We start from the raw sequence: 26,487 nt of genomic DNA on the forward strand, positions 1-26,487 counted from the left end.
GACCAGCGCAATTCCGTGCTGACCCAATGGCTGCACCACTACAACTGGCACCGCCCTCACATGGGGATCGGTGGCCAGCCACCTATTTCCAGAGTCCTGCTGAACAACGTGGTGGGTTTACACAGTTAGTCGACTGCTCTTGGCGCGATGCCGGAAACCCCCGCGCTGCGCGCGGTAGTCGACTAACAGTCGACTCTACCTGGCTGGCGTTTCAGGCGCAGCCGCACCCACGGAAGGAAGACCCATGCAGGACACGCAGTACTGGTTGAACGAATTCTGGTCGGGCCTGAGCGTGCTCGATCTGCTGGGCGGCAGCGTGCTCGGTACGCTGCTTGGCCTGGTGCTGGGCATTCTCGCCTGGCGCGGGCTGCACCGCCGGGGGTGGTTGCAGCGGCGCAAGCGCTGGCATCACTGGCTGCTGGCCAGCTACGTGGTGCTGCTGCCACTGGCCACCGCCTTCTTCGGCCTGCAGCTGGGCTTTACTGCTGGTGCGCACCGCGCGCTGTTCAAGCAGCTCGATCATTTCCAACCGCACCTGCAGGCCCTGGTGGAAGGCTGGAGCGAAGGCTTCACCGACTCGCTGGACGACCCGCGCATGCGCGAGGCATTGCGCAGCCAGGGCACGGTGGGCGATGTGGCCGACACCATCGCCTCGGCCTACCTCAGCGAGCATCCGTTGCCCGGCCTGGATCGTCTTGGCAACGGCCCGTTGGCACGCGGCACCGGCTGGGTGATCGGCAAGGTGCGCGAAGGCCTGCTGCGCGGCATGGTGGAAGACACGCTGGTGGACAAGGCCGACACCGTGGGCCTGGAGCCCAAGGTGGTGCGCGAGGCGCTGACCATGCATGTGGACGAGCTGCTGCACACCCGTGGTGTGCTGCGGCTGGTGAAGGCGCAGATCAACGGCATGATGCCCGGCGTGTACTTCGGGCTGCTGCTGCCGCTGCTGGTCATCGCGCTGCTGGTGGCGCTGGAGATCTGGGCCGCGCAGCGGTTCGGGTGGGCGCAGCAGGTGGTAGTGCCGGCCGCTGGCCGGCAATTGCAGGTTCCTGTCGAGGGTTCATGAGGTTGCCGGCCAGCGGCCGGCACTACCTGTTGCAGGGCGTGCGGACCAACGGTCCGCACCCACCAAGCGGGGGCCGCACCCACCGTCTTGGGATCAATCGCCGTCGGTTTCGTCCGGGTGCGCCTTCCAGTAGCCGGTCGAGCGGATCCAGTCGCGCGGTACGCCCAGGTGGCCTTCGATGAACTTGCGCATCATCCGTGCGCGGCGCGATTCGGTGGCGATCCAGTAGAAGACATCGCCGTCCGGGGCCTCGAAGTCGGTCAGCATGTCTTCCAGCAGCGTGCTGCTGGCGGCCGGGAAGCCATTGCGCTCCAGCCAGTGGATACGCACGTTCTCGTACTGCGGCAGGTCCTGGCGTTCGGCCTCATCGCTCACTTCGATGAAGGCCTGCACCTCGGCACCGTCCGGCAGCACGTCCAGCCAGCGGGCGATGGCCGGCAGCGCGGTTTCATCGCCAATCAGCACATACGCGTCGTAGCTGTCGGCCACCACGAAGGAACCGCGCGGGCCGCCGATTACCAGCGTGTCGCCCGGTTGCGCGCGTTCTGCCCACGGCCCGGCAATGCCCTGGTCGTGCAGTACGAAGTCGATGGCCAGCTTGCCGGTCTCGTGGTCCCACCAGCGTGGGGTGTAGTCGCGGGCCGGCGAGGGCTCCTTGCCGGCCGGATAGCTGCGGCCTTCGGCGGTGACCACCGGCAGCACCATCTCGCCGCTGGCATTGGGGAAGAACAGCTTGATGTGGTCGTCGGCGCCGGGCGAATCGAAACCGGCCAGCTCGGCGCCACCCAGCACGATGCGGCGCATGTGCGGGGTGACCTCTTCGGTGCGCAGCACGGTCAGTTCACGGAAGCGCACATCCAGGCGCAGGCGCGTGTTGTTGTGTTCGGTCATGGGGTTACCTGCAAAGGTGTCGCGCGGGGGCGCGCGGCGTAGGGGAGACCTGGCTGGAGTCAGTCTGGCTGGGTCGTTGAAATGGGTGGGCTCTCGCTACCGGCCGTACCGTTGAGCAGGGCAGACGCCCGCGTCAGCAGCGCCGCTACTTCTTCCGCTTCGCCCTCGGCCCAGCGGCCGTGGTGGTGCACCAGCGCCCGCTTGAACTCGCGCAGGGCACCGGCCAGCGGAGGCGGCAGCGAGGCCTTGGTGATCTCGCGGGCGCGGTCGAAGGCACGCCGCTGTGCCAGGCGCACCTGGGTGCGCTGCACCTTCAGCTCGAACTCGCCGGCGGCGGTGATGCGGAAGATCCGCTTGCCGTCCACTTCCTCGGCCTCGATCCAGCCGGCCTGCTCGAAGCTGGCCAGCAGCGGGTACATGGTGCCGGCGCTGGGCGTGTAGGCCTGCATGAACTGGTTGCTGATCAGCTGCATCAGCTCGTAGCCATGGCGGGGTTGCTCGCCGATCAGGGCCAGCACCAGCAGGCGCAGGTCGCCGCGGCTGAGCACCCGCGGCTGGCCGTTGCGGCGTGGCACTTCCGAATGGGTGGAACGGGCTCTGGGAGAAGCGGTGCGGCTCATTTCGATATATCGGTAAACGAGTGTGCAAACGATATATCGATATATCGAAGCCGGCAATCATCGATCCGGCCACAAGCGGGTCAGTTTTGGGCCACGGCCAGCCCCGCGCACAGAAAAAGGGGCGCCTCTTGCGAGGCGCCCCGGGCAACACTGTGGAAGGGAGCGAGGCAGGGCCAGACGGCGGACCGAAGCGGGCGAGGCCAACACTCGAGGCCTACCCTGAGGGCAGGGCGGGGGCCAATCCAGAGGCAGGTGCGACACGTTGTCGACGGTTCAGCGCCGGCACGCGCAGCCGATACAGGTGGGCATGGCGCTGCCCTACAACCGTCATCGGTAGCGGTAACACTGCGTCCTGCACATGGGCGCAGCGGCCCGCAAGCGACAGCCCGCGCAGCCACCAAGGCCCGCCGCAGGGCCTTCAGCGGCCCCGGCAAGCCCCTTGCGGACACTGGCCGGTTGCATCCATACGCCTGCGTAGCCAAGTGACGAAAGCCCTTGGTGCGCTACACTTTGCGGTCTAGAAATCTATACAACAGTCGCGCGCGTGCGTGCGGTTATGGGAGCGCTAATGAACTGGTTGAACGAGGTGCTGAACAACGACCCGAATCCTGTGGAAACCCAGGAGTGGATCGAGTCGTTGAAGGCCGTTATTGATGTCGAGGGCTCCGAGCGCGCGCATCAGCTGCTGGAAGGCATGGTGGAACTGACCCGTCGTTCGGGCGCCTACCTGCCGTTCTCTCCCACCACCGAATACGTCAACACCATCGAACCGCAGTTCGAGGCCAAGAGCCCGGGCAATGCCGAGCTGGAATGGCGCATCCGTTCGATCATCCGCTGGAACGCGATGGCCACCGTGGTCCGCGCCAACCGCAAGCCGGGTGACCTGGGCGGCCACATCGCCTCGTTCGCCTCCGGCGCCACCCTGTACGACGTGGGCTTCAACCACTTCTGGCGCGCCCCGAGCGAAAACCACCCGGGCGACCTGCTGTTCATCCAGGGCCACAGCGCCCCGGGCATCTACGCGCGTTCCTTCCTGGAAGGCCGCATCAGCGAAGAGCAGCTGGACAAGTTCCGCATGGAAGTGGACGGCGGTGGCCTGTCCTCGTACCCGCACCCGTGGCTGATGCCGGACTACTGGCAGACCCCGACCGTGTCGATGGGCCTGGGCCCGCTGGCCGCCATCTACCAGGCGCAGTTCATGCGTTACCTGGAAAACCGTGGCCTGATCGAGAAGTCCGACCGCAAGGTGTGGTGCTTCATCGGCGACGGCGAGAGCGACGAGCCGGAAACCCTAGGTGCCATCGCCCTGGCCGGCCGTGAAGGCCTGGACAACCTGATCTTCGTGGTGAACTGCAACCTGCAGCGCCTGGACGGCCCGGTGCGCGGCAACGGCAAGATCATCCAGGAACTGGAAGGCGTGTTCCGTGGCGGCGGCTGGAACGTGATCAAGCTGCTGTGGGGCGGTTACTGGGATGCCCTGCTGGCCAAGGACACCAATGGCGTCCTGAAGAAGCTGATGATGGAAACCGTCGACGGCGAATACCAGAACTGCAAGGCTTTCGGCGGCGCGTATACGCGCGAGCATTTCTTCGGCAAGTACCCGGAAACCGCTGCGATGGTTGCCGGCCTGAGCGACGACGACATCTGGCGCCTGAACCGTGGTGGCCACGACCCGCACAAGGTGTACGCCGCCTACCACCAGGCCGTGAACACCAAGGGCATGCCGACCGTCATCCTGGCCAAGACCGTGAAGGGCTACGGCATGGGCAGCGCCGGTGAAGCACTGAACCCGACCCACCAGACCAAGAAGCTGGACGACGAAGCGGTGCGCCACTTCCGCGACCGCTTCAACATTCCGGTGACCGACGCGCAGCTGGCCGACGGCCAGGTGCCGTTCTACCACCCGGGCCCGGATTCGCCGGAAGTGCAGTACCTGCAGGAACGCCGTGCGTCGCTGGGCGGTTACCTGCCGCAGCGCCGCCGCAAGGCCGACAAGACCTTCGTGGCGCCGAAGCTGGAAGCCTACGAGCGCCTGCTGAAGAGCAGCGGCGAGCGCAGCTACTCCACCACCATGGCGTTCGTGCAGAGCCTGAACATCACCCTGCGTGACAAGGAACTGGGCCCGCACATCGTGCCGATCGTGGCCGACGAAGCCCGTACCTTCGGTATGGAAGGCCTGTTCCGCCAGATCGGCATCTACGCGCCGTTCGGCCAGAAGTACAAGCCGGTCGACGCCGACCAGCTGATGTTCTACCGCGAAGACCAGAGCGGCCAGGTGCTGCAGCAGGGCATCAGCGAGCCGGGTGCGATCAGCTCGTGGATGGCCGCCGGTACCAGCTACTCGGTCAGCAACGTGCCGATGCTGCCGTTCTACATCTACTACAGCATGTTCGGCTTCCAGCGCGTGGGCGACATCGCCTGGCAGGCCGCCGACATGCGTACCCGAGGCTTCCTGCTGGGCGGCACCGCCGGCCGCACCACGCTGAACGGTGAAGGCCTGCAGCACGAAGATGGCTTCAGCCATCTGGTGGCCGGTGGCATCCCCAACGTGCGCAGCTATGACCCGACCTTCGGCTTCGAAGTGACGGTGATCCTGCAGCACGGCACCAAGCGCATGATGGAAGACCAGGTGGACGAGTATTACTACGTCACCCTGATGAACGAGAACTACACCCACCCGGAAATGCCGGAAGGCGCGGCCGAAGGCATCGTCAAGGGTATGTACCTGCTGACCGACGCCGGCAAGCCGAAGAAGGGCGAGCTGCGCGTGCAGCTTCTGGGCTCCGGCACCATCCTGCGCGAAGCCATTGCCGCGGCCGAGCTGCTGGACAAGGACTTCGGCGTGACCGCCGATATCTGGAGCTGCCCGAGCTTCAACGAACTGCGTCGCGATGGTTTCGACGTGGAACGTGCCAACCGCCTGCATCCGGAAGGTGAGCAGCGCAAGGCCTACGTGACCGAGCTGCTGGAAGGCCGCCAGGGCCCGGCGATTGCCGCCACCGACTACGTGCGTGCGTATGCGGACCAGATCCGTGCGTTCGTGCCGATGTCTTATACGGTGCTGGGTACCGATGGTTTCGGCCGTTCGGATACGCGTGCGAACCTGCGCCGGTTCTTTGAAGTGGACCGCTACTACATCGCGCATGCCGCGATTGCAGCGCTGGCGAAGGAAGGGAAGATGACCGCGAAGGATGTGGCCCGGGCGATCAAGCAGTACAAGATTGATCCGGAGAAGGCCAATCCTGTTGGGGTTTGATTGAACTAAACGGGGCCGATCGGCCCCGTTTTTTTACACGATTGCTTGGCAGAGTTGAGCTTCTCAATCATCAGAAAATGATGCCGAGAATGGCCGTGGCAGTATTTTTGGTAAACATGAGGGAGGGCTGCCAAGCGGAATACTGGTCGCTTGGCAGCCGCACTCTTAGTGCTCACACTCTAAGGCTTAGCCATCGGCTAAATGCCTTGAAAAGTATCTCATACCTAATCTCGTGGCTGGATTTGTCGTTCACAGATCTGCTGGCGAGTTTGTATGCATTGATGGATTCGGTTGAAACAATCTGTTCCTTTGCTTTTCCCTTCGCGCTCCCTGCCTTTATGGCTTCCTGGAATTCCTCCAAGAAGTCTCGAATGTAAGGAATGCTCTCTTCGGACGCATTTCTGGTCAGCCAGTAGTAAACCGGAAGTGGTCCTTCTGATTGTAGGAGCGGGTCTCTGAATTGGAATGTCTCTGACATGAGATCTAGCGTTTCAAAGACAAGCGGAGCGGCAGCGTCGGCCATCTTATGGCTTTCATTGGCCTGAGCAAAAAATTTATCAAGGCTGCTCTTCTTTGTTTCCTGTAGACCAGAAACTTCAAACATCAGAACTTTTGCGGCGGCATTCAGATTCTGACCCTTGTTCGTATTGAATCGAACAGTTGTTGAGAAGAATTGATGGTTGCCAATTCGCCTTATCATCTCGGTGATGGGGCTGGTTACAGCATTTCGTAGCTCCGCGCCGCTGAGCGGTTTGCTTCTATTCAATCGGACAAAAAGTTCTTCAATGAACTTCGTATCGTCACTAATGACGCCAACAACGTCTGGGTTGAAATTGTCAAACTCCTCGGCGATTGATGGGAACTCTCGCTTCAGTTCTGAATATCGCTTTCCTGAAATTTCTAGCCTTGGATCAGCTAGGAGCTTGAAATTGTTTGACAGGCCGAATCGGTCATCGAAAAAGTCGAATATCGCTTCCAGCCTCTGCTTGCCATCAATTACAGCATAGGATTTCTTCTTTTCGTTTAGCTTTGAGATGCTATAGGTAAAGTCAGCAAAGTAGAATTTTGGGACGTCGAATCCATTGATTATCGAGTCCACAAGATACTGCTTGTCGCTTGTTGACCACCTCCGCCCCTTACGCTGGTATGTTGGGTCGAAGTCAATTTTGTCCCTTCTGGAGCGCCACCAGCTTAGCGTCCTTTGGTCGAGCCGGTGAATCTTGAATAGGTTATGGTCGGTCATATATCAGAATCCATAGTTTCTTTTAAGTTCCGCCGCGAGGCCTTCCAGATCAGGATATATGGTGGACTCGGATATTCCTAGGGAGAAAATCTCGTTTCGTATGCTCTCTATCTTAAGTTTCGGTATTACGAACTTTCGAAGGCATTCGGTAGGGAAAACTCTCTTTGAATCCTTTTTCCAAAGATAGGTTGATTCAAGAGCTTCCGCTTGGGGGCCGAACACGGTGAAGTATCCCTGCTGAGCGACGATACGCGCGCTGTTGTGCACGCCGCGAATTGCCACTGGCGGCAACGCACCATTCACGGTATAGACCTCGGAGGGGCTGTATCTTTTGAGCCAGCTATCTTTCGCGGACAGAACGCCCCCGGAGAAGCCAGTGTCTGCATATGCCGCCTGATTCCAAGCATGAGGATCCAGCACCCACACTGCTGCGTCTGTCGTGGCCTTTCCATGTTTATCGGTTGCAACCGATGTTGCGGCGAAATGAAGTGACACCAGCGGACTGCCGGACCAATCTAGGAGTCGCGTGGGAATTCGAAAATGCTGCATGAAGAATAATTGCTCCCACTCATCCTTCGCCCAAGTTCTGGACTCTGTATAGGGCAGGCTGCGCATCTCAAAAGTTTCATTCAAATCAAGCTCGAGAGCCTTGAATCCCGCTTGACTTTTTATTGTCTTATGTCGGAATAGGGATGGTATCAGTTTGTGACTTGAGTCCCCGGTTCCGCGGTACCATAATTTCTTGGTTACATAATCAAGTTTGTTTAATTCAGATAGGAAGTCGGCAGCTGACTCGATAGCGGTTTCTACTACGGCGTCCTTAGCTTCCCCTAGGCCATCTCTTCTCTTCACCGGAATTTTTGCGGGTCTGTTGCCTACTTTCTTTTCGGCAGGTGTTGCCATGTCGTTCATGAAATCAGCTTCCGTTTGATTTTATATGAATGCTCAAGATTGTTCCGATTCGCATGGATTTATGAAGCGATGCTCACAGCCTCCTTGAGGCTAAGCTCTAAATCACCTCGCCATGGCTGTAATCTGATTTTTCTTTGTAAACTATTACATACCCTGGCAGCGCTGTTATCTGCCATTCAATAGGCAGTGAGCGGGATATGCATTTAAGAATTGAGCGTGCAGTATGTGCTGAGCCTTCAACGCGAACGTCGATGGACATGAGATCAGGATGAGGCTTTTTGGATCGAGTAGATGCGGTCAAAAATCGGACCGTGAAAGGAAGCTGCTCTTTAAGTAGGACCAGAAGTGACGCTGCTGTCAATTCTTCATTTGAATGAATCGTGACAGGATAATTAAGGTCGATTGGATAGAGGGCGTCAAAATGCCCGCTTTTAAGCGCGGAATGATCTCTATTTCGACCTGGGTCGTTTGAACCAAATCCGCTGTTGTTCCACGAAATTCCTGCCACAGCTTTGTAGTGCCGGATCAATGCGCTCTCTAAATCCATGGCAGTGAATACATATATTCTTACGGCCTTAAACGAGACCTCGTCCGCAATTAAGTTGAGTCGGGACCGTATCTTTTCGCAGTGGCGCAAGAGTCGTTTTCGCAGTCCGGCTTCGTTGTCTGTCTTCCCAATGTAAACCAACTTGTCGCGGTGAAAGAGTTGGTAGACACCTTGCCCATCGGCAAGCGGTAGTACGTTCTGCTCACTAAGAACTGCCGGTGCCATTTCCTCGAAGAGGACAATCAGTTCCCGTAGTAGGGCAGAAGGCAGATCAAATTCGAGGTCTCTGAAATGTGACATGTTCGAAGCTACGTGTATTGAAGACGCAGCATATCGTGTCTTGCGTGTCACTTACGACAAGTCAAATTTTTGGCGGAGAGCGTCTAGTCGCTCGACGCGTCGATAAACTTGTCCGAAAGGCAGCTCGGCAAAACACGAAGATAAGTCGCCGCATCCTCAGCCACTCTTTGCTGAGTCTCAGGTCGATCTGCCAAGCGATGCGCCCATTCCCGTCCCGGGTGGAGCACATCCCAACGAGGCCTCATGCCCGCATGTCGCCCCTTCCCCGGGTTGTGGTTTCCGAATCCGTCAATCAGCGAATTCCACACAGGTGTGAAACGGGAGATGATGAGCGACTCGCCGAGCGGGATCCAGATGTCATCGACAACCAGGAATCGGCAGAAAAAATCCTCAACGTTTAGGTTCGTCGCAGCCTTGATGCTGTCTGCGTGCTCCTTAAGCCTCTTAAAGAGAACCTTGCCAGGTGGAACATCGGTGCCCGCACCCATACGAGCGCCGGCGGGGACGGCCTTCCCGACATAGATGGGTAACATGAACTTGCCGTCGTTGTTGAGCCGAGTAATCCGTTCGTAAGCCTCGAAGTCGCCCGTGTAGTAGATGGCATAAATGCCCGCGCCATCGAACGGCGATAGCTCGCCGAGGGGGTGCACTTCCTTAGTCAGCAATGCCTCGGCGACGCTCGCACCAAGGTTCTTCTTATCCAGAGGATTGAACGGAATTACTTTGGCCGTCATGCGCGCTTTCTTTTGGTGTTTGCTTCATTCTTGGCGATTTGCGACAGTCCCGCAATTGCGAGCTGCTCCGCAACACTTGCCGCGACCCGCTGCCCCAGCAGTACGGGGACTGCATTCCCAAGCTGCCGCATGGTTTCCGACCAACTGCCATGGAACTGGAATCCATCGGGGAACGTCTGGATTCGAGCGCTCTCTCGAATGGTGAAGTAGCGTACCGAGCCGTCATCCTTCACTAGCATGTTCTCGCCGCCCGGCACGCCGTGGCCACCAGCCTTAAGCGTCTTCGCCGGCAAATCGAGTGGACTGCCAGTGTGACCCGGGTAAGAGCGTGCACCGGCCTGATAGACGTGATTTGCGAACTTCTTGGCTTCGCGGCTTTCGGGATCTGGCAGCCCCTGCAGCGCGTCCCGAACCGTCCGCCATGCCTGCGTCGGCAGCATCGTACGGAACTGCTGCAACTTGGCGACCCGAGCTGCCAGTTTTGCAGGCATCTTGGGCTGACGTATGCCGTGACGCTTCCAGTAGATCCCGGTCACCCATTGGTCATGCAGAAGAGCATCGTAGCTATGGGTTTCATGCGGGAACGACCATTCCACGCCAAGATCGTCTCTGAAGCCCACCAGGAACACACGCTCACGCTTCTGCGGTACACCGAAGTTCGCAGCATTTACCAGCGTAGGGATGACATTGTAAGTGTGGCCCTTTCCCTTCCGCTTGCCTGATGTCTTCTCGACCTGAAGGCGCGCAAGGTGATCTGACCAGTCCTCATCTTTGCGGGGAGGGACATCCGGGAACTCCAACTGCAGTTGAATGTAATGGAAGTAATTCGCGAACTTGGCGCGAGTCAGTCCCTTCACGTTCTCAACAATGAAGGCCTTCGGTCGCAGTTGCCTGATGATCTCGACAGTCGCCGGGAACATGTCCCGTCCGTCTTCATGCGCCTTGTGTTTGCCGCCAATGGAGAATGGCTGGCAGGGGGGGCCTCCAGCCAAAAGCTCAATGTCCTGCGGGATGGAGGACCAGTCGAATGATCGGACATCACCTTCATGAAGGGTCCAGCCACGAACAAGGGGATAGTCGCGCCGTTGATTCTCGCGGACCGTGTCACACGCCCACTTGTCCCATTCGACCACGGCCAAGTGCTCGAAACCGGCAATTTCGCATCCCATGGCCAAACCGCCGGCTCCTGCGAAAAGCTCAACCGATCTCATTCCAGTACTCCAGTGAATTTTGCTTGATTGGACCAACGGTCCACATAGATTTGGACGCGATCATCCTTCTCCCGAAATGAAGGATGGCGTCGTGCTGAGTGAGATTTCCATGCCCAAAGCCGACAACACTGCAATCAGCTTTCTGCTGCCGAGCTCAGAAAGGCGACCCCTTTCGAATCGTGAAAGCAGTTCAGCAGTTACGCCGCTGGTCTTCGCTACGTCGATCTGCTTCAAGCCCAGCTGCTTACGCCTAGCAGCTACCTGACAGCCTAGTTCTTGGAGGGTTGTCACGCCCGGCTTCCGTATTCGATACGCCCCAATTATTGATCTATACGTCAAGTGAGGCAAGTGAAATCCGGACGGGAAGGATCTCCCTCTGCTGTCTCAGGAGCTGAGACAACCAGGCGGGGGAGCCCTACGCCCAGGCACATTGTGATCGGTGCCAGGCTAGCGAGTCAGGGCTGGCCGAAAGTGTCGCTGATGCTGGAGACGCCAGTTCCTTGCCGACAAGGTCGCTATAGCTTGATTGGCGCAATGCAGGGGCCAAAGACACCTGCAGGGACACCGGGTCCACGGCGATAAGGTAGAGGTCAAAAAGGGTATGAACGTCTGCGCGCAATAAAAGACCGTTGCTGACCACGCTACTCGACTGGCCGGAATAGGGGCGGATGTGGGCCGCCTCAAGCGCATCGACCACATCGCACCCAGTCATCGCACACCGACCGCCGTATGCGTCCAGCAGTGCCTTACGGAAGGCAGGCTGCCCGCGGCGCCGAACGATAGCTGCCAGCACACGCTGCCTCTCGTCCACCTCGTCCGCTGGGGAGTAACTGCCAGATGCCTCCGCCGCTTTGGCCTCCTGCTCCAACAGTTCCCTTGTAGGACCAGAGACCGACGTGAGCGTCTCACCGGAGAGTCCGAGGAGCTTGGCCAGTTTCGGCTCAACCTTTGCACCCACGTTCGATGCTGGAAGAAGTCCGGGTAGCCAGGGCCTACCTGCCTGATCTAGAACATGGGAGATGTTCTGCATGCGGTACTCCCAGGCCTTGGACGTGCGTCCGTGCCGGGTAGCCAGTTCCCGATAGACCTTTGCCTTCTCAAGGGTCAATCCATCGGCGAGACGCGCCTCCATTTGGCGATACGCCCCGACGGCAGCGGCCAGTTCGTCGTCAGTCCACCTGCTCACACCCTTCCCCCGTCCTCGACCGAGCATGGCGCTCCTGGGAAAAGTATGCCGTAAACGACACAATGAGGCGCTAATAGCTTGAGGCGAAGGAGCGCAGTGTGTCGGCGCAAATCGCAGCCTGTTCAGGCCCGTCGACGCGTCTCGTATGTGGAGTTCAGTTGCAAAGCCCTAATCGGCCGGAAGTAGTCGGCTACTCCAGCGCTGGAGTAGAGGTTGAACGCAAGGCCTCTCATTGGCTTGGCCTATGAAGCCTAGTATGAGCAACTGTGATGAGGAGCTGTCCACCAGTAGAGTGGGCTCACCTCGGCAAGTGAGCTCGAAGTACCTTGATTCAAAGCGTCCAGCACCGAGTGCTGCATCTTCAGCCGCTAGGCTTAGGGCTTCCTCGCGCATGACAGCAAATTCGGTAGCCGAGACCTTGGGGTAGATATTCAGCTCCAAATCGTCTTTGGGCAGGTGGCAGTGGGCGAGCGCTGAACCAATCAGCGCTGCCAAGCACAGTACTGCGTACGTCAGAGACTTCATTGGAAGTCCTGCAGATCAGAGGCGAACGGACAACGGGGCCGCGACGACAGCCCACAGCCTATTGCTTGAGGTTCAAGCCTTGGGCGCTACTCCCGCACGTGCAACCGCTCAGCCACTTGCGCGGTCAACGCCACACACGCCATCTTCAACCCTTCCATCACCCGATCCCCCAGGTACTCCTCGGGCGCGCCGTTCTGCCGAGTCCGCTCCGCAGCCAGCATCAACTCCGCCACCACGCGCAAGCCGGCCAACGCGCAATCCGCATCCGCCAGCTGAAGGCAACGCCCAGGCAGTTGATGCCGCTCCGGCCAAGGCTGGCCGTCCGCAGCAGCACCAGTGCCGATGCGATGCAACGTGGCGACGAAGGCGTTGGGATCGATGGACCGTTCGCGGTCGGGTTCGGCGTTGTCCGGATCGTACTGCGCGTGCAGGGAACGGAAGTCCGATGTGTTCATGGCAATGCTCCGTACAGGACAGACAGCAGCGCCACCGATAAAAGTGGCGGACGATGCGAGGCTCGAAAACCGGTCAACAACCAATCCGGCGGGTCCGAAGACCCCCACGCACCGCCCGCCATGGACCGCGAACGGATTGCCAGCCGGCGTCACACGAACGTGACGCCGGCTGACAAGCGCAAACACATGGTTGTTGACCGGGTTTTCGACGCCCGTGCCACCCTGTGTGAGGTGGCATGCCAAGGTGTACTCGCATGGCTGCGAGATGCCAAGAAACCGTAGGCCGCAGAGGCCGCAAATGCTGACGCTTACGGCATTGTTGCATGGCGCAAGCGCGACAGAACCCTTGCGGTGCAGCGGTTTGGGCCGTTGTTAAGCTACCGCCCCAATGTGCTTCAAAAAGTACGGTTTGCAGCCGTGTAGGATCTCAAAAGCGACACATGGTTCATCGGGCTGATACGCGCAGTGTGCCGATTGCGACACAGCTTAACTTTGCAGCGCCACGCCCGGCCGTGGCCACAGCGCATCGTCGCGCTCCAGCTCGTAGTCGCTGCCGAACGCCAGTGCTGCTTCGCGTGGCGGAAGGTCTGCGTAGCAGCCCAGCCGGTACTCATCCATGCCGGCATCGCGATGGTCGATGGCGAACAGATAGAGCAGCTCCTTGTCGAAAGCTTCCAACCATGCGGGGTCGATCCTGGTCATAGGCATCCTCCGGTGGGGGAGCAGAGGATGGTCCGCCGCCATCTCAGAGGATGCGATAAAGGGCAGAACCTGCTTCTCAGTCATCACAGGGTGGCATCAGCGGAAACCGTGAGCCTGTCGCATCTGCCTCGAAACGACCATGCCAAGAGGGGTAAGCTCTATCAGCGACATCATTGAAGGGAATCCAGGGACGCAGGCGATGAAGCGAAGCCCCACCCAAGGCCCTCAAGCGGGCCAGTTCTACTTGTTCTCACCAGATCTGGAAAGCAACCGTCCTTTCCGGGGCGCCGGGGTTGAGAACCTGTCGGTGTTGCTCGATCCACCGCGCACTATTCTGCGCCCGGACAACGGCGGGTTCCCGGCGCTTCGCGAGAAGCCACGCGTCGTCCTCGATGCTTCCACGGGCCCTGAGCCACGTGACCTGGAGGGCGGCTTCAGCGGGTACTGGCTCGTCTCGGAACGGCTATGGCAGGTGATGAATTCTGTGGATCCGCATGCGTTCGACTTTGTTGAGTGTGATGTCCGCCTGGCCGATGGCACACCTATGCCACGGCGTTTCCTGTGCGACGTGGTGCGTGAACTGGACGCGATAGACGAGGAGCGTTCAAGGCTTGATATCGAGATCGATGAGGACTTCGTGAATGGAAAGTTCTATTCGATTGCAGGAGGGGCAAGTCTGGCCATTCGCTCTGAGGTGGTGCGAGATGGGCATGTCTTCCTGACTCCATTCAGCACCTTCGTGATCGCGAGCCGCGAATTTGTTGACGCAGTTCACGCGGCGGGGATTCCCATGAGTCCTCGGGATAGCGGCATCTCCTTCGTGGACGTTGCGGCAATCTGACCTTAGGGAGCAGACAACTGATGGCAAACCAGTTGCGACGTGTTGAACAGCCGCACGGTTCAGTCAGGCACGCGCGGCTGTAGCCGCTGCTCATCGTCCGGCCCCAGGTCGTAGTTGCTGCCGAAAACCAGGACTGCCTCGTGCGGTGGAAGGTCCCGTAGCAGCTTACGAGCGACTTCGATTCACATTCACAGCGTGAGATGACAAGCATGGGATCAACTTCCACCCACCAGCCGCGCAAGGGCGAGTTCTTCAAGCTACGACCGGATGCTACCCGTGGAGGAGGGGGTCACGGGGTGGTTTTTGATAACGAGGACGCGTTGCTTGCGACTCCCAGGCTGATCCTCTTACCCGAGGCCGGTGGCTTTCCTCCACTGCGTGAAACCCCGCGCTTGGTCTATCGGGAGCGGCAGGGTGTCCCTCCACAGGACCTGGAAGGCGGGTTGAGCGGCTACTGGCTGGTCTCCGAGCGTTTGCGCCAGGTCATGGAAGAGATTGACCCTGACGCGTTCGTTTTCGCTGATACCGACTACCGCTTGGAAGACGGTTCAAAGGGGCCAACCTGCTTCCTTCGCGACGTGGTCCGCACGCTGGATGCCTTGGATGAGGAAGCCTCCCAGCTCAAAATCGTGATCAGCAATGAGTACAAGGCAGGGAAATACTACCGCCTGACCGGTGATGTCCGGTTGGCGTTCAAACGCGAAGTGCTGGGTTCGGCTCACGTGTTCAGATTGCCGTTCCATGGCGGGGTTCTCTGCGGCCGAACGTTCAAGGATTCGGTGGAAGCGGCCGGCATCGTCACAGCGAGGAGATCCAACGGGCTCTTGTTTGAAGATGTGGTGAACTGCTGAGTCGGTCCCACCGGCGCTAACCTCGCGACCTATGCTGCAAGTGTGCGGAGTGCGGTACATGCCTAAAATTGGGAGAGAAACAAGCACATGCCCTCGTCAAAACGTAATCAGCCTGTGCCGGGTGAATTCTGTCTGCTGATGCCCGACACGACTCGAAGGGGAAGAGGGCATGGCGTTGAGATCGAGAATGAGGACGCACTGCTGACGCCTCCCAGGCTGATCATCCGCCCCGAAGAAGGCGGCTTTCCTCATCTGTCGCAGAGACCGCGTCTGGTGCTCGATCCAAAGCTGGGGGATCCACCGCAGGATCTCGAAGGAGGAATGAGTGGCTACTGGTTGGTATCAGAGCGCCTCAAGATGGCCTTCACCGAAATAGATCCCGTCGCCTTTGAGTTCGTGGAGTGTGATTACGTGCTTCCGGACGGCACAGAGGGCCCAACGTACCACCTGTGCGAGGTTGCTCGCGAGCTGGATGCCGTCGATGAGGAAGCATCGAAGTTCCGGGTCATCGTCGATGAGGGCTATCCGGGCGGAAAGTTCTACGACCTTCGTGGCGGAGCAAGCTTGGCATTCAAGAGGGATGTAATCGGGCGCAGTCATGTCTTCAGGAGCCCGTACTCCGGCGATCTTGTCTACTGCGATCGCGTGTTCCGGGATGCCATACGCGCTGCGGGAATTGGAAGCGAGTGTGAAACGCGTGGCCTGAGGTTCAAGGACGCAGCCAATGTCTGATATGACGCGCGTCATTCTAAGCAGAATCCGCATGTAAAACTTGAAGACGGCTGCGGCGCGTCTCATGGAACGGGATCGGTAGTCGAACTTAAGATCGATTTCATTTTTGTCCGATTGCTTGCCGGTGCAGAACGGTTTAAAAAGCAGTCATGCCTATTCAGTGCTTGAGTTGAAGGCAGAGCGGTAAGAGGCAGGTCGCATCGGTACTTCAAAGCGGCCAGAGGAATTGGAGAGAAGCAGTAGTGCGCTATGTCGGTGGAGGGGACTTCAGGCTGAGAGCGCGCGGGGATGACTCGAAGAAGGCATGGAAGGCTGACACCCTCTGATAAGCTCTTGGCACGCTTATTTAGATTGATTCTGAGGTGAGACAAGCAATGAATTCGAATCTGCCAAAGAAGGGCGAGTTCTTCGAGTTGCGCCCAGATGCCCGACGGCGCGGCAAAGGGCATGGCGTCGTTTTTGAGAACGAGTCTTCCCTGAAGACGCCTCCAAATTTCCTCTTGCGTCCCGATCAGGGGGGCTTCCCGCCTCTGCGCGAGACCCCGCGCCTAGTGTATTACCCAAGCGAAGGGTGGCCACCGGAGGATCTTGAAGCTGGGATGAGCGGCTATTGGCTCGTTTCCGGGCGTCTCCGCGAGGTGATGGCGGCCGTGGACCCAGGAGCTTTTGCGTTCAGGGAGACTGACTATCGACTCGCTGATGGAGCAATGGGTGGCCCTTATTTCCTTTGCGATGTCATCAGAACCATTGATGCCTTGGATGAGGCAGCATCCCAGTTGAAGATCATCGTCAGTGACGACTATGAAGAGGGGAAATACTACGATCTGACTGGCGACGTCCGCTTGGCGTTCAAGCGGGAGGTCATCGGCGATGCTCACGTATTCCGGCTCCCATACTACGAAGGTGTCTTCTGCGACCGGACTTTCAAGGAGGCGGTCGAAGCCGCGGGACTGATCGCCAGCGGTACGTCCAACGGTCTGTGGTTCTATGACGTGGTGAACTGCTGAGACCAGGCGATGCTTGAGTCAAGGAGGATTTGTGGCTGGACATTCCACTCATTTGCAGGACCATCACGCGATTGAGCAGCAGACGCTGAGGCACAGCCCATTGCTCGCAAAGCTGCAGGAGGCCGGGCGATTCAATATTCACGCCCAAGAGAACCGGCTATTCCTCCCCGCAAACCCTGCCTATGCAGATGCGATGGGCATTACGCCTCACAGTGGCGGACCGTTGGGTGAATACCAGAACGGAATGATTCGGCGCTTGAACGAGATTCAGAGAACGCGAGACGGTAAGGCCGCGCTACTGAATGACTCTGACGCCCTCGATAGAGTGATGGCACGTGTAGAAGCATTGCGAGACACCGTCAAGGTCGGGTTGATCAACGGCGATCTCAACACGAATACTCCGCTGGGAAGCACGCCTGCGATCACGAACAAACGAATCCGAGATTTTTTTGACGGAGTTCCTGAGTACCACCAAACGCATATCGCTCAGATCCAAGCCTTGAAAGGTTTCACCGGGGTCGACCTTGGCTGGGTGGCTGTCACTCATTCCGAAAGTGGTATCGTGACTACGCTCAATAGAATCGAGTATGACGCCAAGCCACTGACTCGCGGTGGAAACATTGAGTTGCAGCGAAGCGGCCTGTCGCTTGCCATTTCCAATGCCCACCACGGTGGCCGAGTTGTTCTGACAGAGCCGGGTATCCAGACGATCGAGCGCGTGCTCGGCGAGGAAGCCGGGCATCGCATTCGCAGCCCGCGCTCTCAGCAAGGCGGTGCGACATTGGACCTCCTCCTCGGCCAAGCCTCCACGAGCCAACTGGTCCGATCCGGCGGCCTGCTCGCCTCCGGCGCCGACGCTGTCATCACCGCCCGCCGCACCTCGCAACTGCTGGAAGAAGGCAACGGCACGGCCGCCCAGTCCGAGCTCACCCACGCTCTGGCACGCAACGGCGGTGGCTGGATCGGCGGCATGGCCACCGCATCACTGATCGGCACGTCGAGTTTCGTCCCTGCGGCCATCGTCGCGGGCGATGCGCTGCTGATGAGCAAGGCGTTCGACAAGGGTGCCGATCTGCTCGACAACCGCGCCATCTACCAGCAGACCGACAAGGCCGGCGTCACGTGGCAGTTCAATGGCCGCAACTGGGAGCGCCAGGCGGTCATGGACAGCGCGGGCGACGGCCTGGGCAATCCGGCTGAGCGCAGCGTGGGTGCCAGTTACGAGAAGGCCCGCGAGCTGGGCGCATACGCCCACGTAAAAGCGGTAGAGCTGGCGCTGGGCAAGGCGCCACCGCCGCAGGATCCTTTCAGCATCCCGGCGAAGGGCGGCGAGGGCCGTCTGGACAATCCCAACTGGCACCGCGATGCGCAGACCGAACAGTGGACGCGGCAGGTCAAGATCGGCGTGTCCGGTGCCAACGACCGGGGTGTGTATGAGACGCAGACCGCCAGCCCCGAGCGCGCCAACGAGTTGAATCGTGAGGCGGTGCAGCGCATCGAGAACAACATCGCCAACGGCAAGGCCGCCATTGCCGCCAGCTATCTGGAGACCTACGACGCTACCCGTGCCAGCGACTTCGTGCCGCTGGTGCCGGAGGCGGTGGAGCAGGCCCGTGCCAGGCCTGACGCCATCCAGGGCTCGGACAACCAGCTTTACCAGCGCGATGAAGCAGGGCAATGGCACCACGCTGGCCAGATCGCGCAGGGGAACATGGCGCTGGAGTTGGAGCTGACCCGCACCATCCAGCAGCCATCACTCGATCAGTTCAACCAGACCATTGCCGCATTGGAATCGCGGCCGCTGCCATCTGCGGCGGAGGTGAACCAGAACGAGCTGCGCCACAGCTACTACGCTGCGGGCGTTGCGCTGTCACCGGCGTGGGAGCAGGCCGTTGCCCTGGCCACGGCGCGCACGCGCGAGCAGCACGGCATTACGGGTCCCACGCTGCAGGAACTGGGGCCTGTAGCCGAGGGCAACGCGGGCGCCTCCCGGCCCATTACCCATTACCAGGTAGGCCAGGATGGCGTGGCGCGCGCCGTCGCGACCACCAGTACGCTGGAGCTGCAGGCGGCGTGGAATGAGGTGCGGGCGCTTGCCAATGAGCAGGCGCCGGTGCCGGACTCACCCGAGCTGCGCATTGCCGCGCTGTCGGCGGGTGAGCAGGAGGCTTACCGGCAGGCACTGCAGGAGGCCAATCGACAGGGGGCTGCGCAGGTGAATGCAGGTCAGGCTGCACGAGCGGCCGCGCAGGTGGCACATGGCGACAAGCCATCTGAGCAGGGCGGGAATGTGGAAGTGCGGCCTGAAGAGCCTGCGACTGCGCAGCCCATTGCGCCTGCGGCGGTAGCGGTCACGCCAGCGGTAGCGGTCGCACCACCACCTACGCCCGCGCCACAGGACAAGCCCGCGCCTCAACGGTACGCCGAGCAGCGCGATCCGCCGCGGCGTGAGGCGGAGCCGCAACCTCAGCCCCATCCACACAGCGAGGCGCCCACCGAAAACCGTACCGCCTCACAGAGGCCGGAGCCCGCTGGGCCGATGCAGGCGCCCCCAGCCGAATCCGAGCGTGCGACGCCACAGTCTGCCGCGCCTCTGGCAGCGGCAACACAGACGGTGCCCACGCAACGCACAGAGCAGGCATCGGAGCCGGAACGGATGGCCCCGGTGCCTGCGGTTGCTCCCACTCCAAAGCAGGACATGGCAGTGCAGGAGGTGGAACCGGTGCCCTTCAAGGAGCCGTTGCCTGCTGAACCTGCGCGCGATCCGTGGCCTACGGAGCAGGAAGCGGCACAACACGTGCCGGAGCCCGAACCGACTCCATCGGATGACCTCCAGCCCGTCACTGCGGCTGTCACTGTTCCTGCCGAGCTCACGACAGCGCCAGGCCCTGAACCGGCCGCGCCCGCACCGGATGAGGCATCGGGCCCGAACCGGGCGCTGCAGGACCCCACGCAGCCCGGCCACCCCGACCACGCGCTGTATCAGCAGATCCGTGAGGGCGTGGAAGCGCTGGACGCCAAGCACGGCCGCAGCTTCGATGAAGTCAGCGAACGCATGACAGCCAGCCTTCTGGTACTGGCCAAGGACAACGACTTGGAACGGGTGGACCATGTGCTGGTGAGCAACGCTACGAGTGAACATCCGGCCGGGCACACGCTGTTCGTGGTGCAGGGCGAACCGAGCAATCCGGCGCATCAGCGCGCTGCGATGCCGACCGAGCTGGCGGCGCAGACATCAGTGGAGGAATCACTGCAGCAGTTCGACTCTGTCAGCCGCGAAGCGCATCAGCGTGCGCTTGCCAATCAGATGGATCAGCAGCTGGAAGACCAGCGGGTGCAGCACGAGATACAGATTCGTGCGGCGAACATGTGATGAGCAAGGCACGCGCTGCACTGGCGACCTGCAGGAAGGACTGAAGATGACGCCACATGGAAAGCGCCGGAACTGCGGGTTGCCTACTTGCGCAGGCCCAAATAAGGCAGCCTCGCCACTGCCGGCACGCCGAGTGTAACGGGCAAATCGGCGCGACAATCTTCCGATAGAGGGGGATCGTATTCATCTGTCTCCCCCTCCGAAGTGGACCGCGTAGACGCAGGTTCTCGCTGTATCACCTTCATCGGAACGATAGGTCAACAGGCTGGTATCCATACCCTGGTTACCACCGGTGATGGGGCGCCGGTACTGCCTGATGCCCCCCCTCTGAAATGGCACTTCTCCTCCGGTCCTGTATCCGAGCGCTTCGAGGGCTCGTCCGGCACTTTCGGCTTCCCAGTAGCACACGGCATTCGGAGCATCCGTCACTGGCTGCTTGCCCAGCTGATAGAAGATCACCTCTTGGTTGGGGAACTCACGTGCCGACTCAACCGATAGATAAGACGCCCCATAGTTGTAGCCGTCCGTCGTTGCCAGGTCCTTTGCGATGTGCCTGATGCTGACCTTTTCGTCTGGCACGAGCGAGACACCTATCGCCGTGGCGAACTTGTCCGGACTGATATCCGCCCGTGACCTGAGCGAATCCGCATAGGCGAGAATCCGCTTCTGCAGCTCGGTCATGGAGATGCGGGCAGGGTGCGTATCTGCGGCAGCGGCACGTTCATTGACGGCAGACGTATCGGGCGATTGTGCACATGCAGATGTTAGCGTGAGCATGGCTGACAGTCCGAAAAGAGCACCAATGTGAGCTGCGCGCGGCATAGCTCGAGGTAGCTGCGGCCGAAGCAATCTGGTCATGATGGCGGAGAGCAAAGCCGAAGCCTCCTTCGTTGTGATGCCCATCGGTGAGTCCCTGACGGTGTTGAAGGTACTGTACGACCCGGATGAAGAGCGCCGGGATCTCCATTCATTGCGATTGAACGCGATAGCGGCTCAGAAGATCACGCACGCTGGTTTCCAGGCGCTGCCAGTCGCTCAGCATGACGCGTGCATAGTTCATCTCGATGGCGATGCTATCGCCCACATCCACGATGGAATGGCGGCACATTGCGATCTGGCCTTCGCCGGCGCGTTCAAGTGTCTTTCCCTGAACGACAAGTCCGTCAGGAATGCGGTCTGCCGGGTCGCAGCTGATGAACGTTGTCAGTTGGCCCTCCGTCGAACGGGTCACATACCAGTCTGGTTCCATTCCTGGGTTGTGCACGTAAGGCCTGTCCAGCGCAGCCTCTGACTCCTTTGCATAGGCTTCCATCAACGATGGGTCAATCGCATAGGGCTTCAGACCCCAGCGTTCGGGTTGTGCAACGCGCAGCGCGAGGTTTTCTACCGGGTCCCTTCGCTCCAGCGATCCCGGCGCGCTGGTGGCTTCACTACTGGACCGACGTGCCAGATAGTTCTGGATGGGAACGCGATCGATGTATCTAAGCTCGACCAGCACCTGCCGCCGGCTGTCCTGCGTGCTGCGTACCGGGCGATCACCAGGAGGCGCTGCATCGAAATCAGGCCAGAACACCGTGAGCATGACGCCCCCATCGGCCAGGGGACCCGTCTGGTTGTAGTAGAGGTTGGCCGGGAACATGAAGCGGTGCGGGCCAAGCCGAGCCTCCACGGGCTGCGTCGTGTAGGTCTGTCCGCCCACCGTGCGTGGGCTGGTTGCGCTTTCGCGCATGGGGGTTCCGTTCGGGTCCTCTTCCGTGGATGGGCCCTTCGCGCAGGCGGTGGTGCTCAGCACGGCCACCAGAGCGAAGGAGGCAAGCCGGCAAGCCGGTGCTCTGCTCATGGGCGATTCCCTTGCATGATCGAAACGACTATAGAACGGTGGAATGGCAAGCTCCAGTCGCTGCGGCGACCTTGCTCGCGCTTGGGTCCATTACTGCATGCTGGCTCACATATTCAGCAAGTCGCGATCGACGCCCTCTCTTCCTCCACCTGCCCCCCATCCCACCTATGCCATCATCCGGCCAGGACCGCAGCACCCATCAAGGCTGAACAGGCATGGAGCACGCAACACGCTACACCGCAACGCTGTACCTGGCCGCCCCCGGCACCCCGCTGAAAAGTGGGGGCATCTCGCCGCGCGGCCATATGTACCTGCAGGTGGCCGCGGGCGATGAGGCCCATAGCTACGGCTTCGCACCACCGCGCCAGGTGCCGGGCGATACCCGCACCGGCGTGCAGTACGCGCAGGTGCGCCACGACGATGCCGACGAACATCTGGACCCGTACTACAGCCGCACCCTGGAAATCACTGAGGAGCATTACGGCTGCCTGCGTGATTTCGCCGAGGAACCGGCCGAGTTCGAATTCGATGTGGATCGCCCGGCCACCATCAACCGTTGCAGCGATTTCGTCTGGGCGGCGCTGCACTACGCCGGCCTGCATCCGCTGCCGGCGCCGCTGGATGGCGGCAGCAACCTGGGCGAGTTCGCGGTGTTGTTCAACCTGCCGGAAATCCAGTGCATTGCCGCGCCGTTCCCGGGCAGCGATCTGAATGCCGAAACCCATCACGCGATGCCCGAGCGCGAGGCCGAGCACCATCGCCAGGGTGACCGCGCCAGCGATGAGCCGCCACCGACGCCGATCGAAGTGGCCGGCACGCTGCTGGACCCCTCACATCCGGACCATCGCCTGTTCTCGCAGCTGATCCAGAAAGTGGCCGAACTGGATGCCGCGCACGGCCGCCCGTTCGATGCGGCCAGCCAGCGCATCAGCGCGAGCCTGCTGGTGCTGGCCAAGCAGAACAATCTCTCGCGCGTGGACCACGTGCTGCTCAGCCGGCCGACCCCAAGCAGCCATGCGGCAGAGAGCATCTTCATCGTGCAGGGCGACCGCAACGACCCCGGGCACCGCCGCGCCAGTATCGCCACTGAAGTGGCGGCCAAGACGGATGTGGCCGATTCGCTGCGGTTGAAGGAGCAATGACGCGGCCACTGCGGCGGGGGGCGGTGGTACTGGCGGTGCTGGGCGCGCTGGCGGCATGCCGTGCGTCACCAGCGCCTGAGGTTGCGCCGCCCCTGCTGACGCGCGCACAGGCCGAGTCCCGCACGGTTGTGCCGATCACGCGGGCCGTGCAGTTGCAGAAGGCCGGTCGGATTGCCGAGGTCACGTTTGATTTGCCGGCACCCCAGAAGCCGGCCATTCCGATTCTGAACATCGGGTTGCGGCTGCAGGATACCGACGCGCGACGGCTGCTGGATGCTTCGGAGAAGATCACTCTCGGACGTTTGCCAGCGCGGCTGCGCCTGGAGCGGATTGATGACAGCTCGGCTCGTCATGTACAGCTCTGGCAGCGTACCCGCGATGGACGCGACTCGCAGAAGATCGCCGATGACGGCGTGGTCACAGACCTGACGACGGGGAGTGTGGACATCAACAGCTTGGCCGAGGCCGGGTTGTACTCTGAAGACGTGCTCTATCGCACGCTGCAGCTGGCGCAGGTCGGAGGCATTGCACCCGGGCGCTACGTTCTGCTGGTCGACCTTGTGGAGGATCGACCCCAGCTGGATGGCCTGAAAGCAGAATTGATCATTGGCTACCAATCACTAGGAAAGTAGACATGCACAAGGACGATGCCGAACGCTACAGCGTAACCATCCATCTGGCGGCCCCCGGCACGCCGCGCTACGGCCGTGATGCCGAGGGAAACAGGTTCCTGCTGGAGCCTTCGTTCGCGGGGCACATGTTCCTGTCGCTGCGCCGTTCGGGTGAACCCTTGCCGGAGAGCATTGGTTTCACCCACGCAGGCACCAAGGACGAGCCGAACAGGGGCAAAGTCGATGACATGGACGTGTCGGTCTACGACAAGCCCCGCTTCGAGCGCACGATCGAGATCAGCAAGGAGCAGTACGACCGCATCCTCGAGTTCTCGGCGGACCCGAAGAAGCACGGCTTCGACATGAACTACGACTTCTTCGCCAACGCCTGCACCGATTTCGCATGGGGTGCCCTGAACCACGCAGGCCTGCGACCGGTCGGGCTGGCCGGGGAGATCACCAACTACGAGGGCGCCACCAGGGTCCTGGACAACATCCGCGCCGTCAATGCCATTCCGCAGCAGGTGAAGGGCAGCGAGCTGGACAGGGTGCAGTGGAACCCGATGCCGAAGCAGACGTTCCGCGAGTGGATGTTCACCGAGAACGGCGAGCAGTGGCGCGGCAACAGCACCCTCGCGGCAAGCGGGTCGCCCGCAGACCCGGCGCACGACGATCATGCCCGCCTCAACCAGATCCACCAGCAGGTGGCCGACCTCGGCGCTTTCGGTGCACGCAACGGCAATGTCAGTGCCAGCCTGCTTGCGCTGTCGAAGGAGCAGCAGTTCTCGCGTGTGGACGAAGTGGTGCTGGGCGAGCAGCGCGGCGATACCGCGCCGAAGCTGTTCATCGTGCAGGGGGACCGCAGTGACCCGGCACACCAGCGCGCCAGCATGCCCGCGGAGGTTGCAGCGCAGGCACCGGTGGAGGCCTCGTTCGAACGGGTCGCGCAGTTGCAGCAGAACCCGCCGCAGCGCGATGTGCAGCGCCTGCAGGAAGAGCAGCAACTGCAACAGAGCCACGGCCCACGGATGGCATAGCCGGCGGACGCGGTTCCAAGGTCGAACGTCTGCCACGCTCAGGCAGACGCACGCCACGCCCCCCACCTGCTACCATTCCCCCGCAACCCCAGCCAGCCCACCCCGCGCAGACAGATGCAGGTCGGGCCGTCGTAGAACGGCCCAGCGAGCCAGGACACCCTCCCGTGCCCATTCAAGGACGCTCGCATGTTCCGTAATCCTCTCTTCCGCTCGGCCGCCCTGGCCGTGGCCGTTTCGCTCAGCCTCGGCGCGCCCTCCGCATTCGCCGACAACGCACCCGCCGCCAGCGCCACCACTGCCGTGCAGCGCCAGGCCGTGGCCAAGGGCCTGTACGAGCTGGCCTACAGCCCGAAGCAGAACGCCGTGTTCGTAGCCTCGTCCGGTGGCTTCGGCGATGACGCTGGCCCGGCCCAGGTGCTGCGCCTGAACCCGGCCACGCTGGCCGTGGAAACCCGCATTCCGCTGGAGCGCAAAGCCTTCGGCGTGGTGCTGGATGACGCCCACAACCGCCTGTACGTGGGCAACACCGTGGACCTGTCGGTGACCGTGGTCGACACCGCGCAGAACAAGGCGGTCGGCACCATCCAGTTGATGGAGAAGAAGACCGGCAAGGACGGCAAGGCCGCTTACACCCACGACCTGCGCGAGCTGGTAGTCGACAGCGCCGCCAACCGCCTGTACGTGACCGGCCACAGCAGCCAGCCGGACGTGAGCAGCGTGCTGTTTGTGATCGATACCACCACACTGAAGGTGATCAACACCATTGATGGCCTGGGCAATGTCAAGGCGCCGGGCCTCGCACTGGATGCGGCCAACAAGCGCGTCTACACCAGCAACCTGCTGGCCGACCTGGTGGTGGTGGGTACCGATTCGAACAAGGTGGTGGCGCAGCACAGGATCGCCGCCGAGCAGCCGATGAACATCGCGCTGGACCCGGCCGGCAAGCGCCTGTTCGTGACCGACCAGGGCTCGGAATTCCTGCGTGGCTACCAGGCCAAGAGCAGTGGCCTGGTCAGCAAGCACCCGGGCCAGCGCGTGCTGGTGCTCGACCGCAGTACCGGCAAGGAACTGGCCAGCATCTCGACCGATGCCGGCCCGCTGGGCATCCTGCTGGATGCACCGCGCAAGCGCCTGTACGTGACCAACCGCGAAGCCGGTACCGTGACCGCATACAACAGCGACAGCTACCAGAAGGTGGCCACCTACGCCGTGCCGACCCACCCGAACAGCCTGGCGCTGGATGCGAAGAACAACGTGTTGTTCGTGAGCATCAAGAACGGCGAGAAGGATGACAAGGGCGCTGACGAGAGTGTGGCGCGCATCCAGCTGTAAGCATTCGCGCTGGATTGACGAGGCCCGTGTCCTCGGCCGTCGGCCGTGGAGCGGGCCTCATCCATTTATGCGG

Annotated in this window: 25 protein-coding genes; 12 read left to right on the top strand and 13 right to left on the bottom strand. The window is 60.9% G+C overall.

All coding sequences use genetic code 11. The features are described from left to right. Together AC5P9F_RS12330 and AC5P9F_RS12335 are read left to right on the top strand one after the other, a co-directional pair. Positions 1-129 (top strand): integrase core domain-containing protein (locus AC5P9F_RS12330; protein WP_141097864.1); only part of this gene is annotated, 129 nt, incomplete at its 5' end. A gap of 115 nt (positions 130-244) precedes the next feature. Further along, positions 245-1,066: a hypothetical protein gene (locus AC5P9F_RS12335; RefSeq protein WP_495231964.1), complete on the top strand. Its 822-nt coding sequence runs from the start codon at positions 245-247 to the stop codon at positions 1,064-1,066. A 93-nt stretch (positions 1,067-1,159) separates the two neighbouring features. Here the strand turns inward: AC5P9F_RS12335 and AC5P9F_RS12340 are convergent, their stop codons facing one another. Then, positions 1,160-1,957: a siderophore-interacting protein gene (locus AC5P9F_RS12340; protein ID WP_495231965.1), complete on the bottom strand. Its 798-nt coding sequence runs from the start codon at positions 1,955-1,957 to the stop codon at positions 1,160-1,162. Positions 1,958-2,016: 59 nt separating this feature from the next. Next, positions 2,017-2,577, bottom strand: coding sequence for a PadR family transcriptional regulator (locus tag AC5P9F_RS12345; protein ID WP_005407841.1), 561 nt, complete (start codon positions 2,575-2,577; stop codon positions 2,017-2,019). A gap of 568 nt (positions 2,578-3,145) precedes the next feature. Between AC5P9F_RS12345 and aceE the strand changes: the two genes are divergently transcribed. Continuing rightward, positions 3,146-5,833 (top strand): pyruvate dehydrogenase (acetyl-transferring), homodimeric type, encoded by a 2,688-nt coding sequence (gene aceE, locus AC5P9F_RS12350; RefSeq protein ID WP_495231966.1) that lies wholly within the window; start codon positions 3,146-3,148, stop codon positions 5,831-5,833. A gap of 172 nt (positions 5,834-6,005) precedes the next feature. Here aceE and AC5P9F_RS12355 read toward each other — a convergent pair whose 3' ends face one another. The 9 genes from AC5P9F_RS12355 to AC5P9F_RS12395 form a co-directional block, all read right to left on the bottom strand. Continuing rightward, a complete protein-coding gene (locus AC5P9F_RS12355) occupies positions 6,006-7,076 on the bottom strand; it encodes a DUF262 domain-containing protein (RefSeq protein ID WP_495231967.1) in 1,071 nt (356 codons plus the stop codon). A gap of 3 nt (positions 7,077-7,079) precedes the next feature. Next, positions 7,080-7,988: an FRG domain-containing protein gene (locus tag AC5P9F_RS12360; protein ID WP_495230975.1), complete on the bottom strand. Its 909-nt coding sequence runs from the start codon at positions 7,986-7,988 to the stop codon at positions 7,080-7,082. Between the two features lie 97 nt (positions 7,989-8,085). Then, positions 8,086-8,835: a GIY-YIG nuclease family protein gene (locus AC5P9F_RS12365; protein WP_495230974.1), complete on the bottom strand. Its 750-nt coding sequence runs from the start codon at positions 8,833-8,835 to the stop codon at positions 8,086-8,088. Positions 8,836-8,918: 83 nt separating this feature from the next. Next, positions 8,919-9,569: an Eco29kI family restriction endonuclease gene (locus AC5P9F_RS12370; RefSeq protein WP_495230973.1), complete on the bottom strand. Its 651-nt coding sequence runs from the start codon at positions 9,567-9,569 to the stop codon at positions 8,919-8,921. Continuing rightward, a complete protein-coding gene (locus tag AC5P9F_RS12375; protein ID WP_495231968.1) occupies positions 9,566-10,780 on the bottom strand; it encodes a DNA cytosine methyltransferase in 1,215 nt (404 codons plus the stop codon). The genes AC5P9F_RS12370 and AC5P9F_RS12375 overlap by 4 nt, the downstream gene beginning before the upstream one ends. 60 nt (positions 10,781-10,840) lie before the next feature. Continuing rightward, complete coding sequence (locus tag AC5P9F_RS12380; protein ID WP_495231969.1) at positions 10,841-11,071, bottom strand: helix-turn-helix domain-containing protein; 231 nt, start codon at positions 11,069-11,071, stop codon at positions 10,841-10,843. Between the two features lie 124 nt (positions 11,072-11,195). Continuing rightward, entirely contained in the window at positions 11,196-11,966 is a 771-nt protein-coding gene (locus tag AC5P9F_RS12385) for an HNH endonuclease (RefSeq protein WP_262221617.1), read from the bottom strand. Positions 11,967-12,577: 611 nt separating this feature from the next. Then, a complete protein-coding gene (locus AC5P9F_RS12390) occupies positions 12,578-12,946 on the bottom strand; it encodes a hypothetical protein (RefSeq protein WP_071306540.1) in 369 nt (122 codons plus the stop codon). 486 nt (positions 12,947-13,432) lie between these two features. Further along, positions 13,433-13,648, bottom strand: a complete 216-nt coding sequence (locus tag AC5P9F_RS12395) for a hypothetical protein (protein WP_495231970.1) — start codon at positions 13,646-13,648, stop codon at positions 13,433-13,435. 199 nt (positions 13,649-13,847) lie between these two features. Here AC5P9F_RS12395 and AC5P9F_RS12400 point away from each other — a divergent pair, with 199 nt between their 5' ends. The 5 genes from AC5P9F_RS12400 (at position 13,848) to AC5P9F_RS12420 (ending at position 20,452) form a co-directional block, all read left to right on the top strand. After that, positions 13,848-14,489 (top strand): DUF1629 domain-containing protein, encoded by a 642-nt coding sequence (locus tag AC5P9F_RS12400; protein WP_495231971.1) that lies wholly within the window; start codon positions 13,848-13,850, stop codon positions 14,487-14,489. 209 nt (positions 14,490-14,698) lie between these two features. After that, positions 14,699-15,340, top strand: coding sequence for a DUF1629 domain-containing protein (locus tag AC5P9F_RS12405; RefSeq protein ID WP_495231972.1), 642 nt, complete (start codon positions 14,699-14,701; stop codon positions 15,338-15,340). An 87-nt stretch (positions 15,341-15,427) separates the two neighbouring features. Beyond that, positions 15,428-16,072 (top strand): imm11 family protein, encoded by a 645-nt coding sequence (locus AC5P9F_RS12410; protein WP_495231973.1) that lies wholly within the window; start codon positions 15,428-15,430, stop codon positions 16,070-16,072. A 374-nt stretch (positions 16,073-16,446) separates the two neighbouring features. Next, positions 16,447-17,079: a DUF1629 domain-containing protein gene (locus tag AC5P9F_RS12415; protein ID WP_495231974.1), complete on the top strand. Its 633-nt coding sequence runs from the start codon at positions 16,447-16,449 to the stop codon at positions 17,077-17,079. Positions 17,080-17,110: 31 nt separating this feature from the next. Further along, positions 17,111-20,452, top strand: a complete 3,342-nt coding sequence (locus tag AC5P9F_RS12420) for an XVIPCD domain-containing protein (RefSeq protein WP_495231975.1) — start codon at positions 17,111-17,113, stop codon at positions 20,450-20,452. A gap of 183 nt (positions 20,453-20,635) precedes the next feature. Here the strand turns inward: AC5P9F_RS12420 and AC5P9F_RS12425 are convergent, their stop codons facing one another. Both AC5P9F_RS12425 and AC5P9F_RS12430 read right to left on the bottom strand, forming a co-directional pair. Then, the gene (locus AC5P9F_RS12425; RefSeq protein WP_111117802.1) at positions 20,636-21,133 is read right to left on the bottom strand and encodes a hypothetical protein; all 498 of its coding nucleotides are present in this window, start codon (positions 21,131-21,133) and stop codon (positions 20,636-20,638) included. Positions 21,134-21,419: 286 nt separating this feature from the next. Then, on the bottom strand, positions 21,420-22,292 hold the full coding sequence (locus AC5P9F_RS12430; protein ID WP_495217861.1) for a hypothetical protein: 873 nt from the start codon (positions 22,290-22,292) through the stop codon (positions 21,420-21,422). A 215-nt stretch (positions 22,293-22,507) separates the two neighbouring features. On the opposite strand from AC5P9F_RS12430, the gene AC5P9F_RS12435 reads away from it, so the two are divergent. From AC5P9F_RS12435 to AC5P9F_RS12450, 4 genes are all read left to right on the top strand, one after another. Next, positions 22,508-23,434, top strand: coding sequence for an XVIPCD domain-containing protein (locus tag AC5P9F_RS12435; protein WP_495231976.1), 927 nt, complete (start codon positions 22,508-22,510; stop codon positions 23,432-23,434). Beyond that, positions 23,431-24,066 carry a hypothetical protein gene (locus tag AC5P9F_RS12440; RefSeq protein WP_032966392.1) on the top strand — a complete coding sequence of 212 codons (636 nt, stop codon included), beginning with the start codon at positions 23,431-23,433 and terminating at the stop codon, positions 24,064-24,066. Before AC5P9F_RS12435 ends, AC5P9F_RS12440 begins: the two co-directional genes overlap by 4 nt. A 2-nt stretch (positions 24,067-24,068) precedes the next feature. After that, the gene (locus AC5P9F_RS12445; RefSeq protein ID WP_099524531.1) at positions 24,069-25,082 is read left to right on the top strand and encodes an XVIPCD domain-containing protein; all 1,014 of its coding nucleotides are present in this window, start codon (positions 24,069-24,071) and stop codon (positions 25,080-25,082) included. 186 nt (positions 25,083-25,268) lie between these two features. Next, entirely contained in the window at positions 25,269-26,414 is a 1,146-nt protein-coding gene (locus AC5P9F_RS12450; RefSeq protein ID WP_495217860.1) for a YncE family protein, read from the top strand. The last annotated feature ends 73 nt before the right edge of the window (positions 26,415-26,487 follow it).

Source organism: Stenotrophomonas sp. YJH_SMC_4 (assembly GCF_059371575.1).